Source organism: Deltaproteobacteria bacterium, assembly GCA_019309545.1.
Lineage (GTDB): Bacteria > Desulfobacterota > Desulfobaccia > Desulfobaccales > Desulfobaccaceae > Desulfobacca_B.
The window spans coordinates 1-18,572 of record JAFDGA010000020.1; the positions used below are offsets into that span (position 1 = coordinate 1).

Below are 18,572 nucleotides of genomic sequence, written 5' to 3' on the forward strand. Positions count from 1 at the left end.
AAGGTACCCAGCTCCTGGAAAGTGACCACGCCCATACGCGCCATCGTGTCGCTCGCTTCACGCGTCGGACCAAGGTGGTCTCCAAATCGGAGAAAATGGCGGACCTTACAATGCGATTGTGGTCCTATTTTGAACAACCTGACAATTTCGCCGCCTATCAGGAGGCATTTATATCTATATTAGGATAACACTCCCCTGCAAAATAGTTAAAAGGTGAGCTAGGGATTAGCCCAAGAAAAGCTAACCCTTGATTTTTCTGGTGGAGCTGATCGGAGTCGAACCGACGACCTCTTGAATGCCATTCAAGCGCTCTCCCAACTGAGCTACAGCCCCACGACTTCCTTGACATTTTTTTATCTAACAGATATAAAGGCTTCTGTCAAGGGTGGCCGCTTACCGTTCAACACTTTAATTTTAAATTTCCTAAAAGCAATTATCCGGGGATAGTTCTGCCTTCTGGCTATAAGGGAGCCGGAATTAGGAAAATCCATCACCCCCTTTTTTACCTATGCTGCTGGTCGTTGCCAATATTGATTTGATTGGATGGAAAATTCCAGATGGGTTTAGTTAACCACAAATTGAGCAGACGGATTGCCAAATGATTAATTCATCCCGGAGGAAAAACTCAGCTCTTCTGATCATGATAATTCTCTGCCTATCTGCCTGTAATTCTCTGAGTAATCGCCAGTATGCGGAACGATGGTCCATGTACCGCCATATCCAGCGGGTGGCGGTTTTTGTGCAACGATTTCCGGTTTACCTCCAGATGCAGGGCGCGAACCGGTTGGGGGAGGATTTTATCGAGGACCGGACCATTTTTGTCGGACCATGGGAGCCTGCCGAACAGATAAATCCTAGAGCCGTGGATGTTAGTGATATCGATGATGAGCTGATGGGCAAAATAATTGTCCGGGCCCTCGAGAAAAAGGGCTATCAGCCGTTTTTTGCCGACTTTACCACTTTTGGTTCGAAAGCTATGGATGTTGGCGGCATTATGACGAGGTATCGTCTAGTTGATCCCTCGGTGGAGGCCTTTCTATTCTGTTTCTATTCTCCTACCTTGTATTTTGCCGATGTCCAAGCCACTCCCTCGGACCACGCGCAGCGTTCTTATAGCCTGGGAGAGGTTGTTCAACTTCTCAATCCTGGAGGTTCATCGGTCATTTGGGCAGGCCCCCGAGCGGCCCGAGCGCCTGGACAGGCGATCTCGCATGCCTTTATCTATGTGTCTATGACCTTTTTTACTGCTCGGGATTGGCGGCCCCTCTGGAAAGTGGCAGATTCCCATGTCGGAGGCCGAGTACGGGTGGCCCTAACCAGGTGTCCCCCGGCACCCACCGAAAAAAATTACCCGGCTGATGCTGGAGTCATTAAGCGTTTGATGTGTCAAAATCTCGCTTGCCGATTGCGACACCTGATCCCCGACGCCTTTTGAGGGAGGCTTTCTTTAACCGCGGATTTTGAGTTTTGGTTGGACTTTTAGAAAACACTTGCGAAGCCATTGGCTTTACAACATAATACAAGCGATCTCCCAAGAAAATGCCATCGGATGAGGAAGTAAATGTTGACGTCCTGGAACAAGCTGATTAGTTCGATATTGATAATTTTATTTGTATTATCGCCATTTCAGGTATTCAGTCAACAAGAGTCAGGTCTGCAAAGTCAGGCCAAATTTTATGTACAGAACATTGGGCCTGCCCCGACATCTTCAGGGCCGGGAATAGGTACCGGGACCGAGGGTGAGGCCAGGCCTAGCATGACCAGTCCGGCGCCGACTTCAGTCCTGCCGGGAAGTACCCCTGCTCCGGTGACACCGGGTGGGCCCCCGACTCCGGAAGTGACCATTGAATCAAAACCAGAGATGACTGCGGAGGAGCCAGAAAAAATAACCGAATTAGAAAACCGGGCCAAGGTTCATGGCCTGGACCTGAAATTATTCGGATATAATTTCTTCCGCCAACCGCCTTCCTCTTTTTTGCCGGTCCAGATGGTGCCGGTGGGGCCGGACTATGTAGTTGGTCCCGGCGATACCGTGCGCATTGTTATCTGGGGCAATGTCCAGGGTGAATACCGGGTTACCGTGGATCGGGATGGCCAAATTTCCATCCCCCGAATCGGCGTCGTGCATGTCAGCGGGCTCACCTTCAAACAGTTGCGTCAGGTTTTGGACCGTGAGTTCGAGCGCCAATATACCAACTTCCAGATGAACGTCACCCTGGATAATTTACGGACTATTCGGGTCTATGTGGTCGGGTGGGCAAAGGCCCCGGGGAGCTATGAAATATCTTCCCTCTCCACCCTGGTGAACGCCCTGTTTGCGGCTGGTGGACCGAGTGGCGCTGGTTCCATGCGCAATATTCAGGTTCGCCGAGGGGGGCGGGTAATTGTCCACTTTGACATGTATGATTTTCTCATTCACGGCAACAAAACCAAGGACATCCGCCTGATGTCGGAGGATGTGATTTTTATTCCCCTGGCCGGGAAACGAGCCGGGATCGGGGGTCCGCTGAAGGCCCCGGCGATCTACGAACTCAAGGGAGAACGAACATTATCCGAGCTTATCCATCTGGCCGGAGGGCTGGCGGCTACCGCCTTTAAAAGTCGGGTCCAAATATTGCGAGTCCAGGATCGGCGGGAGATGGTGTTGTTCGAGGATGATCTGGAAAAGGTGCTAGATGACTGCGGTACGGATATTTCATTGGTGGATGGCGATCTGGTCAAGATTTTCCCGGTGTCAAGTGTGGTGGCAAAAGTGGTGCGGATTGCCGGAGCGGTCTCTACTCCTGGAGAATTCGGATTACGGCCGGGTATGCGGATCAAAGATTTGTTGAATTATGCCGGGGGGCCGTTATATATGGCCAACCTGGATCAGGCCGAGTTGACCCGGGTAACTGTCACCCCGCAGGGACCGGAGACCAGGCGGATTAATGTTAACTTACGCCAAGCCTTGGCCGGCAATTCCCGCGAAAATATTCTTCTCAAACACGATGATTATCTCTTTGTCCGCACCGTGCCGGAATGGGATCTGTATAAATTTGTGGAAGTTAATGGCCAAGTTAAATTCCCTGGGCGATATACCATTACCGTGGGAGAAACCCTGAGTTCGGTGTTGCGCCGGGCCGGAGGCTTCACCGACAAAGCCTATGTCAAAGGAGCATTTTTTACCAGGCAATCAGTAAAAGAAACCCAACAGGCCCATTTGAACAAGGCCCTTGACCGCATTGAAGCCGAGATGCTGGCCTTAGCGACAGAAGCCACTCACACCGAGCTAGAACCGGAAGAGGCCAAGCGCCAGGCGGAGTTCATCAGGCAGCAGAGAGCGCTGTTGGCCAAACTAAGAGAAATTCAGGCTCTGGGGCGGATCGTGGTCCGCCTCGATGACCCGGAGCGGATGCGGGGGACCCCAGAGGATATTGAGCTTCAGGACGGGGATACCATATATATCCCACAGATCCAGCAGAGTGTCAATGTCCTGGGGGCGGTCTACACCCCGACCGCGGTCATTTATGATCCGTATCGAACCGTTAAAGAATATATCACCATGGTCGGTGGACCCACTGATATCGCCGATGAAGATTCTATCTATATAATCAAAGTCAACGGTTCGGCGGTAGGAAAAAACACGGTCAAGTGGTTCGGCACCAGTTGGGATGGCACTGATTACACTTTCCATATCGGTGGGCTCAAATCATTAAGATTAGATCCGGGCGATTCCATCGTAGTTCCAGAAAAGTTGGAACGGATTGCCTGGCTGCGGGAAATTAAAGATATTGCCACTATCTTTGGACAACTGGCCCTTACTGCCGGGGTAGTAGTGGCCGCGGCCAAATAAAAGAAGCTGATGATCAGGGTTTACCGGGGGCTGCTGATTTTGGTGATTATCTTTGGACTTTCTGGGCCAGGGAGCGAATCACCGGCCTGGGCCCAATCCGGGGACCGGATCCTGCAATTAAGCGTTCCAGTCATTGGCATCATCGGCACTTCGGCTATCGCCTACTATCTCTGGAAAAACAGCCCGGCCCAACGCGCTAAAGGCTATCGGGAAAACTTGGGGCCAGGAGAGTATTACCTAGCGGCTTACACCGGATTGTCTTACCTGCCCGAGGCGGATTGGCATTTTTATCGTAGATTTTCCAGCCCGCTAAAAGGGCGTACTGCCCAGAATGTTTCTTATGATCCCAACATCATCGGCGGGCTTAAATTCGGGCATTATTTTGACAGCCTGCCCTGGCTGGGAATGGAACTAGAAATGAACTTTTCCCGCCATGCCATCCGCAAACAAGAGGTATCTATTTCCCCCTCTTTGCCCGGGGGTCCCAATAAACTGACCTTGCCGAGCTATCGGATCTATTTCTGGGCGTTGCAGTACAATATACTGGCCCGCTATGGTTTCCTTCAGGATAAAGAGGTCCCCTTTGGCCGCTTACAGCCCTATGTGGGAATCGGTCATGCCTTTGAAGTGTTGTACGGCACCACTGACTCAGCGAAGAATTTTGCCATCGCCGCCCAAGCCGGCCTGCGTTATATGCTTACCAATAAAATCGCTGTGTTTTGGGAATACAAATTCAGTCAACAGTTTGCGGTGGAAATTGAGAAAGTAGCCATTACCCCTTATGAAAAGGGACTTGCCATTTCCCTGGAAAAGCTTGCTCGTCATCCGGATACTCTGAAATGACCTGGACATCTTGACGGGAGGAGTGATCATGAATCTAGAGGAGGTTATTTTCAACCAATTCGGAGATGAGTGGGGACCTCATAAAATAATCCACCTCTACAAACCATCGATTCCCTTGCAGGCCATTGTAGTGGTAGATAATATTGCCCTGGGACCGGCAATCGGGGGCGTCCGCTTGGCCCTTGAGGTGACCACTGAGGAAGTCTTTCGTCTGGCCCGGACCATGACCTGGAAGAATGCCGCTGCCGGACTCGCTCATGGCGGTGCTAAGGCCGGGATCCGGATGGCGGCCGATAGCCCGGCCGAACTCAAAGAGCGGGCAATTCGGGCCTTTGCGAATGGCATCGCTGAGCTGCAGGAGTATATCCCGGGTCCGGATATGGGTACCAACGAAACCCATATGGCCTATATTTATGACGAGATCGGCCGCAGCGTTGGCAGGCCCAAGGTAACCGGCGGAATCCCTCTGGACGAACTGGGGGTTACGGGCTACGGCCTGACGGTGGCTGCTGAGATACTGGCACCGGAGGTGGGTTTGCGCCTGGAAGGGGCCCGGATGGCAATTCAGGGATTCGGTAATGTCGGCAAAGCCGCGGCCTTTTATCTGGCCCAAAAGGGGGTGCTGCTGGTGGCGGCCAGTGACAGCGCCGGGGCGATTTATAATCCGGCCGGGATCGACGTCAACCGGCTGACTGCCATCAAAAAAGGCGGCGGCAAGGTGTTGGACTACCGAGAAGCCGAAATTATCCCCCCGGAAACCCTCTTCGCTCTTCCCTGTGACCTCCTCATCCCGGCGGCCCGGCCCGACGTCATCACCCAGGCAAACATGGATCAGATCAAAGCTTCTCTGGTCCTTGAGGGGGCCAATCTGCCGGTCACTCCAGAGGCGGAAAGCTACCTGCACGACAGAGGCATCTGCGCCATTCCGGATTTTATCGTCAATGCTGGCGGCGTCATCGCCTGTGCCGTAGAATACCACCACGGCACTGAAGCGGAAGCATTCCAAACCATCGCCGCCAAGATCCGGGACAATATCCATGCCCTCCTGCCCATGATTCGGGAGGAGAAACTCTATCCCCGGCAAGCCGCGTTCCGATTGGCCCAACAACGGGTGAAGGAGGCCCAGTCCTATCGGCGGACCTTTTGATCGCCTTGGTCGGGCAGTCAACTTCCCTACAACTCTGTTTGCTGGTATCTTCATCTTTAGCATAAGATACTATTGTTTTGGGAGGCGCGATGATCGGCTGGATAGTGCCGCCCCCTAAACCGCCCACCAAAACTCCTCAGGAGTTCGCTCAGGAGCGCCAGGCAAAAGTGCGAGAACTTCGGGCTCAGGGGTTTTTGCGCTCCCCCCGGCTGCAAGCCGCCATGGCCAAAGTGCGCCGGGAGGAATTCATCCCGGAGTTATATCGGGATTATGCCTATCTGGAGGTGCCTTTGCCCCTGCCGGGTGAGGCCACCATCTCCTGTCCGCACAGCTACCCGCTGTTCTATGAGGCCTTGGAATTGGCTCCGGGACAGCGATTTTTAGAGGTTGGCAGTGGTTCGGGCTATGGCGCAGCCTTGGCCTGGGAAGTAGTGAGGCCCAGCGGCTTGGTGGTGACAATCGAGATCGCCTCCGACACCTTGGCCTTTGCTCAGGATAATTTATGGCGTCTGGGTTATCTCCAGGTGGTGATCGTTCCAGGCGATGGCTCGCAGGGTTATCCGCGCCTGGCTCCTTATGACCGCATCTGTTTCACTGCCGCCGCTCCCCTAGTTCCGCCCCCCCTCATGGAGCAATTAGCCCTGGGAGGACGACTTATCGGTCCGGTGGGTAAACCGGGGCAAGTCCAGGATCTGGTGCTGGTGGTGCGAAAGGGCCCCCGCCAATGGCAGCAGAGGATTTTGGAAAAGGTGGCTTATATCCCCCTCCGGGGGCGGTATGGCTATCCGAATGGGATATTATTCTAGGTCAAATACTGCTTGGTCATAAGGAGAAATTTATGATCCATCCGGCCCGGCTGGTTGAAAAACTGGCGGAGCAGCAAGTCCGCTGTCTGGCCTGCATCCGGCGCTGCCTGATTCGGCCTGGAAAACGGGGCTGGTGCCACACCCGGGAAAATCGCCAGGGCCAGCTTTATAGCCTGATTTATGGGCAGGTGGCGTCGCTCTCGCTCAATCCCATTGAGAAAAAGCCAGTGTTTCACTTCCTCCCCGGTAGCCGCTGGCTGTCGCTGGGCAGTTTAGGGTGTAATTTCCGCTGTCCCGGCTGCCAGAACTGGCAACTGGCCCATGCCGATCTGGACCAAGAGTTGCAATCCACCCGTTACTTGAGTCCGGCGGATCTGGTGGAGCTGGCCCGGCAACACCAGGCAGTGGGAATCTCCTGGACCTTTAATGAACCCACCCTGTGGGTCGAATATATTCTGGACAGCGCGCCTTTGGCCCGGCAGGCCGGCCTGTACACCAACATCGTCACCAACGGCGCTCTGACCCAGGAGGCGCTGGATGCCCTGGGCCCTTGGCTGGATGTCTACCGCAGCGATATCAAAGGCTTTTTTAAGCAAACTTATGATGCTCTGGCCCAGCTGCCGCATCATCAGGAAATCTTCGCGGCGGCCGAGCGGGCTTTGCACCATTGGGGGATGCATGTGGAACTGGTCACCAATATCATCCCCGGACTCAACGACAATGAAGCCACCCTTGAGGGCATCGCCAAGTGGATCGCCGCTCGCCTGGGACCGGACACTCCCTGGCATCTGACCCGCTTCTACCCGGCGTATGCCTTCCAGGACCGGCCCCCCACCCCTGTCCCGACCCTGCTTCGGGCCTATGAGATCGCCCGGGCGCAGGGCCTCAGGTTTGTCTATCTGGGCAATGTCCCGGGCCACGACCTGGAGAATACCTATTGCCCCCGGTGTGGGGCGCTTCTCATCCGCCGCAGCATCTTTGATATCCTGGAATACCGCCTTAAGGCAGGCCGCTGCCCGGATTGCGGGACCGTGATTCCGGGGCGGTGGAGTTAGGTAGTTGTGATAACCAAGATTTTTTCAAATATATTCTAATTCACTGCCTTGAAATTTGTGATTGTCGGATGATTGAGCGGAGGGTCATGGAGACGACCTTTAATTTATTGGTAATTTACTGGCCCACGGCGTCTTGGCGCGGGCGCGGCCCTTGGTCACGTCAACAAAATGTTTCTGAGCCTATGTTGTAGGCCGACGTTTTCCGCTGGCTAATTCCTCATAAAACCAAAGATATTTATTTAACAACGCCTTTTCCTTATCATCGATTTCCAAAGATCCAGACTTACTCCTGATATTCCTCAATATTTTACTAGTCCCAAGTTTGGAAAAAATATAGAGAAGTCTACTTCAGCATCTTCAACATCTCCGCTACCGGCCAGGCGTTGACGATGTCCTTTTTCTCGGCCCAGCCGCGGCGGGCCTGGCCGATGCCATACCTCATATAGCGGAGCTGATCGATGTGATGGGCATCGGTATTGATAATCAGTCTGACCCCGGCATTTTTGGCTTTAAGAATATTGAGATCATCCAGGTCCAATCTTTCCGGATAGGCATTGATTTCCAAGATGGTGCCGGTTGCTTGGGCTACCTTGATGATCTGATCTAAAATAATTTCAAACTCGGTCCGCTTCTTCAAGATGCGGCCGGTGGGATGGGCGATGATATCGACATGCGGGTTGTGCATGGCTTTAATGATCCGGTCGGTCATCTGTTCCCGGGTCATCTTGAATTGATGGTGCACCCCGGCAATCACAAAATCCTGCTGGGCCAAGGCCTCATCGGTGATATCGATCGAACCATCCGGCATGATATTGGCCTCGCACCCTTTGAGGATGGTTAAATGGTGTCCCGAGTCTTTAAGTTGGTGATTGAGTCGATCAATTTCTTTATTCCGCTCTGCCAGCGCCGCCTCGTCCAGCCCCCGCTCGATGCGCAAAAACTTGGTGTGGTCGGCAATCCCGACGTATTCGTATCCCATACTGAGGGCGGCCTGGGCGATCTCGGCAATGGGGTTGGCGCCGCCGTTCCAATTGCTGTGGACATGCAGGTCGCCCTTAATGTCGGTATAATCTATCAATTCCGGCAGTTTAGCAGCCGCCGCGGCTTCGATTTCGCCCCGGTCCTCCCGCAGTTCCGGGGGAATCCATTGCAGTCCCAGGGTCCGGTAAACCTCTTCCTCGCTGATGGCGGCGATGGCTTTAGGACCTTTGAACAGCCCGTATTCGCTGAGCTTATAGCCTTTATCGATGGCAATTTTGCGCAAGGCGATATTGTGCTCTTTGGAGCCAGTGAAGTACTGCAGGGCGGCGCCATAGCTTTCAGCCGGGATAATCCTCAAGTCCATGTCAAAGCCCTGGGTGGTGCGCACCGAGGACTTGGTGTAGCCCTTGCCCCAGACTCTGACCACCTCCGGCAAAGACACAAAAAAATCCATGACTTTCTCGGGGTCTGGAGAGATTGCCAGCAAATCAACATCCCCGATAGTCTCTTTCATGCGCCGCACCGAACCCGCGGTAGTGATCTTTTCCACTTCCGGCAGGCTGGCCAGCCTGTCGCGCACTGCGGTAGCAACGGGCAGAATTTCTCCCAGCAGAAATCTACCCTTGCTGCGTTTGACGAATTCAATGGCTTCCAGAATATTGGCTTCGGTCTTGGGGCCAAACCCAAACAGCGGCGCAATCTGATGGGCTTGGGCGGCAGCTTCCAGATCGGCTAAGGTCCTGATGCCCAACTGCTCATAGAGAATTTTGGCCTTTTTAGGCCCCAGTCCCTCCACCGCAATGATTTCGTCTAACTCAATGGGCAGTCGCTGTTTAAATTCTTCATAATACTGAATCTTACCGGTTTTCAGGTATTCCTCGATTTTTAAAGCAATGCTTTCGCCTACGCCGGGAATCTTCTTGATCGCCTTGAGGCCGCCCTGGTGGTATAATTCCTCCACGTCGTCTTTTAGATTTTCCAGGGTAATGGCGGCTTTTTGATAGGCATAAGGTTTAAAGGCGACGCCTTCCATCTCCAGGTATTCGGCGATCGCATAAAAGATTTTGGCGATCTCTTTATTTTTCATGATCCATCGCCCTATTGATTAAGCGGCCCCGGTTGCTTTTGCAGTTGCCCCTGAACCACTCATGGGTTATGATTATTATCAATAACTTGCCTGGAGTTGAGAACACTGGCTCTACCTAGATATTACTTAGGGTTATAAAATAATTGACATGGGTCCAGAAAAAACAGCTTTCCCCCACCCCTTAGGGGGATTGGGAGGAGAGCTTGAGAGGAGAGGGGGGGCATTAGGTCCCTCGGCTCCCCCCTCAAATTAACCTTCAGAATGCTCGGAGTAATAAGTTCAATCCGACGGTTCCAGATCTTCGGGGTCCAGCAGACCCTGGTCAATCAGGGCGGTTTCCAAGCGGTTGAGGGCCCGCTTGAAGGCCGGATATAATCCTACCCCCAGGGAAATGCCTTTGCGGGTAGGAATCCACTCGCCTTCGGCGTCACCTGGCACATGGACCCTTAGATCGATAAGACGGTGGCCTTTATATTCGGACAGCGACAGGAAGATTTCTTCCCGTGCATTCTTGCTGAAGTGTTCTATAACGGTGCTCATGCTCCCCCCTGATCAGTTAACCAGCCGGTTCGCCCCGGCTTGGTGAAAGACTTCTCTGATCTTGGCCAGCAAGTCAAGTTTTTTTTACACCACTCAGCAAAGGGGCTTTTAGCAGTGCGGGTTTACAATACCTTGGGAAAACGGAAAGAAGAATTTATCCCCCAGTCGGAGGGCCAAGTAGGGATTTATGCCTGCGGGGTCACCGTCTATGATGATTGCCACATTGGCCATGCCCGCTCCGCGGTGGTTTTCGATGTCATCGTGCGCTATCTGCGGCATCGGGGCTGGGCGGTCACCTGGGTGCGCAATTTTACCGATGTCGATGATAAGATTATCAACCGGGCCCGGCAGGAAAATACTTCCTGCGAGGCCATTGCCGAAAAATATATTACTGCTTTTCAACAGGATATGGCGGCCCTCGGGGTGGCGCCAGCGGATATCGAACCCCGGGCTACCCAGCATATTAAGGAAATTATCGATCTGATCCGCCGGTTAGAGGTCAAGGGTTTCGCCTACCAGCGCGGCGGCGATGTCTATTTCCCGGTGGCCCGTTTTCCGGGCTACGGCAAACTCTCGGGCCGTAGTCTGGAAGACATGCAGGCCGGAGCCCGGGTGGAAGTGGATGTCCACAAAGACAATCCTCTGGATTTTGTGCTATGGAAAGCCAGCAAGCCTGGCGAACCGGTCTGGGACAGCCCCTGGGGTCCGGGCCGTCCGGGTTGGCATATTGAATGTTCGGCCATGTGCATGCGTTACCTGGGAGAAACCGTGGATATTCACGGCGGCGGCCAGGACCTGATCTTTCCCCACCATGAAAACGAGATCGCCCAATCCGAAGCGGCTACGGGGCAACCTTTCGCCCGCTATTGGCTGCACAACGGCCTGGTCACCATTAACCAGGAAAAAATGTCCAAGTCCCTGGGCAATTTCTTTACGGTGCGCGAGATTTTGGCCCGCTTCCATCCGGAAGTGGTGCGCTTTTTCCTGATCCACAGCCATTACCGCAGTCCTCTGGATTTTTCGGATGCCGGCCTGGCGGAGGCCGAAACCGCGTTGCTGCGGCTTTATACGCCGCTGGCCAAAATCCGGCAGATAGCCGGGGTTAATCCGGTCCCGGCCTTGGAAGTTCCATCTGACATGGTGTCTTCAGCCCTCACCCCGGAAGAGCAGGAGCGCCTGCTAACCTTGCGAGATCGGTTTCAAGCCGCCATGGATGACGATTTTAATACCGCCCAGGCTTTAGGACATCTATTTGAGGCGGCGCGTCTGCTCAACCGGGTGTTAGAGCAATCGCCCACTGAGACCGCAAGTTTGGCCGTAGTGCGCCGGGTGGGAGAGGAAATGGTTGCCCTGGGCGGCACCCTGAATCTTCTCCAGGCCGAACCAGCCGAGATGGTGCGTCACCTCCGTCAAAAAACCTTGGATTTAAAGATTTCCCCGGAAGAGATCGACAGACTTATTGAAGCAAGAACCCAGGCGCGCCAGCAAAAAGATTGGACCCGGGCCGACGCCATCCGCCAGCAGTTGGCGGATTTGGACATCCTTCTGGAAGATACCCCCCAGGGCACTATTTGGCGGGTCAAAAGCGGGTAAACTTACTCAGGTCATAAGATAAATGAATTGGGGTTAAAAAAAACAGCTCTTGGGAGAGGGGGTTAGGGGGCGCAGCCCTCTACCCCCTCTCCCAAATCCACTACCCCAACCTCTTAAAGGGGGTAGGGAGGGGAGCTTGAGGGGAGGGCGGGGGCTGGCGGTTCCCTGGCCCTCCCTTCAAATTAACCTTTTAAGTGCTCGGAGTAATAACTCAATTAGACTTTGCCCTGAGACACCAACAGCCAAATAAACAATTAACAACTGAAACTAACACCCAAAATCCAATGGCCGACAGCTTCAAACTCGTCACTGCTTTTAAGCCCAAAGGCGATCAGCCCCAGGCGATTAAGCAACTGGTGGCCGGGGTGCGGACCGGTCATCCCCATCAGGTGCTGTTGGGGGTTACCGGTTCGGGCAAGACCTTCACCATAGCCAAGGTTATTGCCCAGTTGAACCGGCCCACCCTGGTTCTGGCTCCCAACAAGACCCTGGCTGGTCAGCTCTACGGTGAATTCAAGGAATTCTTTCCGGAAAACGCGGTAGAATATTTTGTCAGCTACTATGATTACTACCAGCCGGAAGCCTATATTCCGCAGGCCGATCTTTATATTGAGAAGGATTCCTCGATCAACGATGCTATCGACCGGTTGCGTCATTCCGCTACCCGCTCCCTGTTGGATCGCAATGATGTCATCATTGTTGCCAGCGTTTCCTGTATTTATGGGTTGGGGTCCCCGGAGGCCTACCAGGGCATGCTGCTCTATCTGGAAGAAGGCATGGCCAAGGACCGGCAGGAAGTGCAGCGCAAGCTGGTGGAAATTTTGTATGAGCGCAATGATGTCGATTTTCACCGCGGCACCTTCCGGGTACGGGGTGACCGCCTGGAAATTTTCCCGGCTTATGAAGAGGAGCGTGCTATTCGGGTGGAGTTCTGGGGGGATACAGTGGAAGGCATCCGGGAGATCGATCCCTTGCGGGGGCAGACCCGGCGCAAGCTCAAGAAGGTGACAATCTACCCCGCCAGCCACTATGTCACCCCGGACTGGCGCCGGGAGCAGGCTTTGGCCGCCATCGAAGCCGAGTTAACCGAGCGGCTCAAGTGGTTCCAGGCTCAAGGGAAGCTCCTGGAGGCCCAGCGATTGGAGGAACGGACCCGCTTTGATCTGGAGATGCTGCAGGAACTGGGGTTCTGTCACGGCATTGAAAATTATTCCCGCCATCTCACTGGCCGAGGGCCGGGAGAGCCGCCGCCCACCCTGATCGACTATCTGCCCCGGGAGTCCCTGGTAGTGATTGATGAAAGCCATATTGCGATACCCCAATTGCAGGGCATGTACCGGGGCGATCGGTCCCGTAAAGAGACCCTGGTGGAGTACGGCTTCCGCTTGCCCTCGGCGCTGGATAACCGCCCGTTGTGTTTTGAGGAATTTGCAGAACGGGTGCAGCAGGTCATCTATGTCTCGGCCACCCCGGGGCCTTATGAACTGGAGAAGGCCAACGGGCGGGTGGTGGAACAGATCGTCCGGCCGACCGGGCTGATGGATCCTCAAATCATCGTTAAGCCCGCCATGCACCAGGTGGATGATCTCCTGGGAGAAATTCGGACCCGTCTGGCGCAAGGCGAGCGGGTGCTGGTCACCACTCTGACTAAGCGCATGGCGGAAGATCTGACCGAATACTTCCAGGAAGTGGGGATCAAAGCCCGCTATCTGCATTCCGATATTACCACCTTGGAGCGCATGGAAATTCTGCGCCAGCTAAGGTTGGGGGTGTTCGAGGTCCTGGTCGGCATTAATCTGTTGCGGGAGGGCCTGGACCTCCCGGAGGTGTCTCTGGTCGCCATTCTGGATGCCGACAAGGAGGGGTTTTTACGTTCCGAGCGGTCACTCATCCAGACCTGCGGTCGGGCGGCACGCAATGTCCATGGCCAAGTGCTGCTCTATGCCGATAACACCACGCCCTCGATGCAAGCCGCCATCCAGGAGACCAATCGCCGCCGCCAGGTTCAGGATGAATATAACCGCCGCCATCGCATCACCCCCACCTCAATCCAAAAGGGCATTCAAAACATCATGGCCTCGGTTTATGAACGGGACTATGTCACCGTGCCGCTGGTTCGGGAGGAAGCCGCGCCCTATCTTTTGCCCCAGGATCGCAACCGCCGGATTGCCACTCTGAAGAAAGAAATGCGGGCCGCGGCCAAAAAACTGGAATTTGAGCGAGCGGCAGCCTTGCGGGATCAGATCAAGGCTCTGGAAGAAGCCGGTTTGCAGCTCTAGTTCGGCTGAAACCGGGGCGATCCGGGTATCCGGGAACGGCTATCAGGCTAACTGAAGATGGAAGGGGACTGACGGGGCCGTTTTTGCCGAGAGCCGGAAGGGCTAGATTGTTCCGACTTTTCCAGTTTGAGAAATTCTCGCAGCAGCTCTTCCTGTTTTGGAGTAAGCTCCTGGGGGGTCTTAAGATCTAATTCTACTACTAAATCTCCCCGGCTGTTGCCGCGCAGAGTGGGGACTCCTTCCCCAGGCAGGCGAAAGCTGGCTCCCGGTTGGGTTCCAGGGGGGATAGTTAACCGACTCTGGCCCGTAAGGGTAGGGACCTCAATCTCGGTCCCCAGAGCGGCCTGGACAAAGGACACTTCTACCCGACAGATCAGGTCAGAACCCTCCCGGCTAAACCGTGGATGCGGGGTAACCCGCAAATCTATGTAAAGATCTCCTGGTGGCCCGCCATATTCCCCGGTTGAACCTTCGTTGCGCAGCCGCAAGCGGGTGCCGTTGTCGACCCCCGGGGGTATTTTTAGATTAACCTTCTTTTTCTGTTTGACTCTGCCCCGGCCCTGGCATTGTGTACAAGGATCGGTGATCATGCTACCGGTGCCGCGACAATGAGGACATGTGGTATTGACTCGAAAGAAGCCGCGTGTCTGGCTGACCTGACCTCGGCCGCCGCAAAAGGAGCAGGTCCGCCTCTGACTGCCGGGTTTGACCCCGCTGCCTCTACAAGTTTCGCAGATGACTGACTTTGAGATCTCAATATCAGTTTCTAAACCAAAGACGGCGTCTAAAAAGCTGATCTCTAAATTATAAAGTAGGTCAGCCCCTTGCCGGGGTTGGCGCCGCGCCTGACGTCGGCCAAAGCCGAAAAAATCTTCGAAAATGTCATCGAAGCTGGAAAAAATGTCTGCGAAATCGCTGAAGCCGCCAAACTGCACATCCCGCAGCCCGGCATGGCCATATTGGTCATATAATCGCCGTTTTCCAGGGTCAATCAATACTTCATAAGCTTCGGCCGCCTCCTTGAATTTTTCTTCGGCCTGTTGATCTCCGGGATTGCGATCAGGATGATATTTTAAGGCCTGACGGCGATAGGCCCGCTTGATCTCATCGGCATCAGCATCCCGGTTAACTCCCAAAACTTCATAATAATCCGCCTTCCCGTTCATTCTGCGTTATGCTCTTTCCCAGATGTGCAGCCCTGTTAGCCGTCTGTTTTTATATTTTATCGTAAATTTTGGTAATCATCTTAAGAGTATTTGTCAAGAGACAAAATCAACCCCCTGGTTAGTTTGTCCCGTCTTGCCCTTTAATGATGCTAAACCGAGGAATCAGCACCCGTCGCCGGCGTCAGGTTGCGGAGCCTGTCTCTCAGCTCGGGGCTGGAAATTAACACCTCCACCACTTTAGACCGGTCCCGGGCCCCGCTTCTTAGTCGCATCTGGCTTTTGGAGATCTGCAGTTTTCGGGCCAGAAAGGCTAACAGGGCCTCATTGGCCGCCCCTTTTTGGGGTGGGGCGGCCACCCGGATTTTTAATTGATCGCCATATACTTCGGCTATCTGAGTCCGTCTGGCGCCAGGGACGATTTTCAGTCTTAAGAGATAGCCGTTTGTTGTAGGCTGAAAAAAAGACATGAGGGGTAATCTTATTGGCTGCTTAACCGGATTCCGGCGATTGGGTTTCTCCCTCTGACTCTAACAGCCGGAGGTGGTTATCAATAATGCCCCTGAGCTGAGCGTTAAGAGTAGCCTTGAATTTCTTCAGTTCCTCGATTTCATTTTTGATACGTCCCTGACGGGTGTACGAATCCTGCAAAATTTTTTCGGCTTTAAGTTCCGCGTCGTGAATGATGATCTCCGCTTCTTTCTGGGCATTGGCCTTCATGCTTTCGATTACTTTCTGGGCATTGATGAGCGTATCTTTCAGAAGTTGTTCACGCTTTTTGAATTCGCTTAACTCCGCCTGAAGTCGTTGTAACTCAGCCCGAACTGCCTCATTTTCTTGTCTGACCAAGTCCAGCGTTTCGGCAACCTGTCCCAGGAAGGATTCTACTTCTTGGATATTGAACCCTCGAAAGGAAACTCTAAACCGCTGTTGTCGGATATCTGCTGGAGTCAGTTTGGCCTCCATCCTTATTCCCTTTAATATCCCGGACTAATCAACCACCTGGCTAAATCCCGCAGCGTCTGCACCACAAAATAGTTAGCAAAGACTATTACTAACAATACTACCAGCGGCGATAGATCTAAACCACCGTAAACCAGAGGTAAGCGGCGGCGGAAAAAACTTAATGCTGGTTCGGTAATATTGTAGAGAAAACGGACAATGGGGTTATACGGATCAGGATTGACCCAGGAAAGGATGGCCCGGGCAATGATCAGCCACATGTAAACCGTCAGCACCAGGCTCAGGACATAGGCCAGGGCATTGAGCAAGTTGGCCAAGATAAACATACACCATCCCCTGTTAGATTTTCGGAGTAGTTTATGTTTCCCCCTGGTGGATGTCAAGTTATTAAAGACCGATTGAAACGGATTTTAACAGCTCTCCTGTTATGAGGTAAACCCTATTATAATGGGACTTTAAGCCGTTTCAGGGCGATTTCACTTGAAGCTTGGATGGGAAGAAAAATCCCCTAAAAGGGTAAACCTGCCAAACCAGTCTTGCCAACCGGCTGCCTTACCGTTATGATAGAAACACAATTCAACCCCAGCAGGTTGATCAAAATTTCAAACCAAGGAGCTGGCCTATGGAGCGGGACCGTCAATTTGAACTGGTAAAACAGCGGATCGCGGGATACCGGGAAGAGATGGTAAATTTGCAACGGGAGTTGGTCCGTCGGGTGGCCGTAGGGCCAGATCATGACGGTCCGGGCGAGGGCGACAAGGCGGCTTTTCTTACCGAGATTTTGACCCAATGGGGTCTCAAGGTGGAAAACTACCCTGCCCCCGATGAGCGGGTGAGTGGGGGCAGCCGCCCCAATCTGGTGGCTCTGCTTCCTGGCTCGCAACCAGAAAAAATCTGGGTTTTAAGCCATCTTGACGTCGTGCCGCCGGGGGAGTTGAATCTCTGGGAATCCGATCCTTTTACATTGCGGGTCGAGGGCGATCGCCTTTATGGACGGGGCACGGAGGACAATCATCACGGCATAATCATTTCCTTGTTCGCGGTTAAGGCGCTGATTGAAGCTGGTCTGACCCCCACCCGCCAAGTCGCCCTGGCTTTGGTCTCAGACGAAGAAACCGGCAGCCATAAAGGCCTGGCTCATCTGTTGGAACACCACCGGGAGCTGTTTTCGGAGCGCGACCTGATCATTGTGCCGGATGCCGGCAATGCCGATGGCACCCTGGTCGAGATTTCCGAAAAAAGCCTCCTCTGGCTGCGGTTCGAGATCAAAGGGCGTCAGTGTCATGCCAGCAAGCCGCACCTGGGAATCAATACCCTACGGGCCTGCGCGCATTTGATCGTAGCTCTGGAAAGCCTCAGGAAAGAATTCAACCACACCGACCCCTTATTTTTTCCGCCGGTCAGCACTTTCGAACCGACCAAAAAAGAAGCCAATGTCCCCAATATCAATACGGTTCCGGGCCATGATGTTTTTTACCTGGATTGCCGGATTCTGCCAGTCTACGATCTGAGCCTGGTCAAGACCCGGATCACCGAAATTGCCTCTAATATCCAGATGCGTTTTGGGGTGGAAATGAGTATTAAGCCGGTTCAGGAGGTGCAAAGCCCCCCGGCGACGCCGGTCGAAGCCCCCGTGGTTCAAGCTCTGTCCCGAGCAATTGAGGCGGTGTATCAGCGGCAGGCCCGGCCGGGGGGAATCGGCGGCGGGACGGTGGCGGCTTTTTTCCGTCGGGCCGGATTACCAGCAGCGGTGTGGAGTACAGTATGCGATACTGCCCACCAGCCCAATGAATACAATTTATTGCCGAATCTCATCGGCGATTGCCAGGTCCTGGCCTACGTTATGCTTGATGCCGAATAAGGATGACCAGTGGCCGATTTAGGCTGCTGAGGGAGGTTAATGAGACGCAGGCAATAATTCAGGCGGACCCTGGACTCGGGTAAAAAATTTAGTCCTTTAATGTCGGCTGATAATTAATATGGCCAGCTGCATTCATCCCACAAGGATTTATCGGTGGTATAATCCAAATGCTCGTCAGTAATGATCAGATAGATATCATCGAGGGGACTTTCTCCCATCATTTCAGCCCATTGTTCCAATGCATCCCAGACGTCCGTGGAACCATACCAGCGGCGGATTTCAAACTCGGCCTGAAAGCCGCGATGGCGCAGTAGCTCCCGCGGGTAGTCATCCAACACCAGGTAAGATTGAACGCCATCATGACGGCGAATAATCACCGGGTGTGACATCTCGTCTCTCCTTTCCTGGACTTTTTCTATATT

Annotated in this window: 16 protein-coding genes and 1 tRNA gene; 9 read left to right on the forward strand and 8 right to left on the reverse strand. The window is 53.7% G+C overall.

The window, feature by feature from the left end:
- Positions 1–257: 257 nt before the first annotated feature.
- Positions 258–333: transfer RNA gene (locus JRG72_07580), tRNA-Ala, on the reverse strand.
- 373 nt (positions 334–706) lie between these two features.
- Between JRG72_07580 and JRG72_07585 the strand changes: the two genes are divergently transcribed.
- The 6 genes from JRG72_07585 to amrS all read left to right on the forward strand — a co-directional run bounded on the left by JRG72_07585 (position 707) and on the right by amrS (position 7,683).
- The gene (locus tag JRG72_07585) at positions 707–1,435 is read left to right on the forward strand and encodes a hypothetical protein (GenBank protein MBW2135076.1); all 729 of its coding nucleotides are present in this window, start codon (positions 707–709) and stop codon (positions 1,433–1,435) included.
- A 126-nt stretch (positions 1,436–1,561) separates the two neighbouring features.
- Positions 1,562–3,832 carry an SLBB domain-containing protein gene (locus JRG72_07590; GenBank protein MBW2135077.1) on the forward strand — a complete coding sequence of 757 codons (2,271 nt, stop codon included), beginning with the start codon at positions 1,562–1,564 and terminating at the stop codon, positions 3,830–3,832.
- A 9-nt stretch (positions 3,833–3,841) separates the two neighbouring features.
- Positions 3,842–4,675 carry a hypothetical protein gene (locus JRG72_07595; protein MBW2135078.1) on the forward strand — a complete coding sequence of 278 codons (834 nt, stop codon included), beginning with the start codon at positions 3,842–3,844 and terminating at the stop codon, positions 4,673–4,675.
- 28 nt (positions 4,676–4,703) lie between these two features.
- Positions 4,704–5,822: a Glu/Leu/Phe/Val dehydrogenase gene (locus JRG72_07600; GenBank protein MBW2135079.1), complete on the forward strand. Its 1,119-nt coding sequence runs from the start codon at positions 4,704–4,706 to the stop codon at positions 5,820–5,822.
- An 89-nt stretch (positions 5,823–5,911) separates the two neighbouring features.
- Positions 5,912–6,628, forward strand: a complete 717-nt coding sequence (pcm, locus tag JRG72_07605; protein MBW2135080.1) for a protein-L-isoaspartate O-methyltransferase — start codon at positions 5,912–5,914, stop codon at positions 6,626–6,628.
- Between the two features lie 32 nt (positions 6,629–6,660).
- On the forward strand, positions 6,661–7,683 hold the full coding sequence (gene amrS / locus JRG72_07610) for an AmmeMemoRadiSam system radical SAM enzyme (GenBank protein ID MBW2135081.1): 1,023 nt from the start codon (positions 6,661–6,663) through the stop codon (positions 7,681–7,683).
- A 343-nt stretch (positions 7,684–8,026) separates the two neighbouring features.
- Here amrS and polX read toward each other — a convergent pair whose 3' ends face one another.
- On the reverse strand, positions 8,027–9,751 hold the full coding sequence (gene polX, locus JRG72_07615) for a DNA polymerase/3'-5' exonuclease PolX (protein ID MBW2135082.1): 1,725 nt from the start codon (positions 9,749–9,751) through the stop codon (positions 8,027–8,029).
- Between the two features lie 279 nt (positions 9,752–10,030).
- On the reverse strand, positions 10,031–10,291 hold the full coding sequence (locus JRG72_07620; protein ID MBW2135083.1) for a transcriptional coactivator p15/PC4 family protein: 261 nt from the start codon (positions 10,289–10,291) through the stop codon (positions 10,031–10,033).
- 114 nt (positions 10,292–10,405) lie between these two features.
- Between JRG72_07620 and JRG72_07625 the strand changes: the two genes are divergently transcribed.
- Both JRG72_07625 and uvrB read left to right on the forward strand, forming a co-directional pair.
- Entirely contained in the window at positions 10,406–11,884 is a 1,479-nt protein-coding gene (locus JRG72_07625; GenBank protein ID MBW2135084.1) for a cysteine--tRNA ligase, read from the forward strand.
- Between the two features lie 284 nt (positions 11,885–12,168).
- Positions 12,169–14,163, forward strand: coding sequence for an excinuclease ABC subunit UvrB (uvrB, locus tag JRG72_07630; protein MBW2135085.1), 1,995 nt, complete (start codon positions 12,169–12,171; stop codon positions 14,161–14,163).
- Between the two features lie 47 nt (positions 14,164–14,210).
- On the opposite strand, the gene dnaJ is transcribed toward uvrB, so the two are convergent.
- The 4 genes from dnaJ to JRG72_07650 all read right to left on the reverse strand — a co-directional run bounded on the left by dnaJ (position 14,211) and on the right by JRG72_07650 (position 16,615).
- Positions 14,211–15,329, reverse strand: a complete 1,119-nt coding sequence (gene dnaJ / locus JRG72_07635) for a molecular chaperone DnaJ (protein ID MBW2135086.1) — start codon at positions 15,327–15,329, stop codon at positions 14,211–14,213.
- 149 nt (positions 15,330–15,478) lie between these two features.
- Positions 15,479–15,796 carry a DUF167 domain-containing protein gene (locus JRG72_07640; GenBank protein ID MBW2135087.1) on the reverse strand — a complete coding sequence of 106 codons (318 nt, stop codon included), beginning with the start codon at positions 15,794–15,796 and terminating at the stop codon, positions 15,479–15,481.
- Between the two features lie 22 nt (positions 15,797–15,818).
- Positions 15,819–16,292 carry a DivIVA domain-containing protein gene (locus tag JRG72_07645; GenBank protein ID MBW2135088.1) on the reverse strand — a complete coding sequence of 158 codons (474 nt, stop codon included), beginning with the start codon at positions 16,290–16,292 and terminating at the stop codon, positions 15,819–15,821.
- An 11-nt stretch (positions 16,293–16,303) separates the two neighbouring features.
- A complete protein-coding gene (locus JRG72_07650; GenBank protein ID MBW2135089.1) occupies positions 16,304–16,615 on the reverse strand; it encodes a YggT family protein in 312 nt (103 codons plus the stop codon).
- 296 nt (positions 16,616–16,911) lie between these two features.
- Here JRG72_07650 and JRG72_07655 point away from each other — a divergent pair, with 296 nt between their 5' ends.
- The gene (locus tag JRG72_07655; GenBank protein ID MBW2135090.1) at positions 16,912–18,150 is read left to right on the forward strand and encodes a M20 family metallo-hydrolase; all 1,239 of its coding nucleotides are present in this window, start codon (positions 16,912–16,914) and stop codon (positions 18,148–18,150) included.
- A gap of 113 nt (positions 18,151–18,263) precedes the next feature.
- Here the strand turns inward: JRG72_07655 and JRG72_07660 are convergent, their stop codons facing one another.
- Positions 18,264–18,539: a hypothetical protein gene (locus JRG72_07660; GenBank protein ID MBW2135091.1), complete on the reverse strand. Its 276-nt coding sequence runs from the start codon at positions 18,537–18,539 to the stop codon at positions 18,264–18,266.
- Positions 18,540–18,572: the final 33 nt, after the last annotated feature.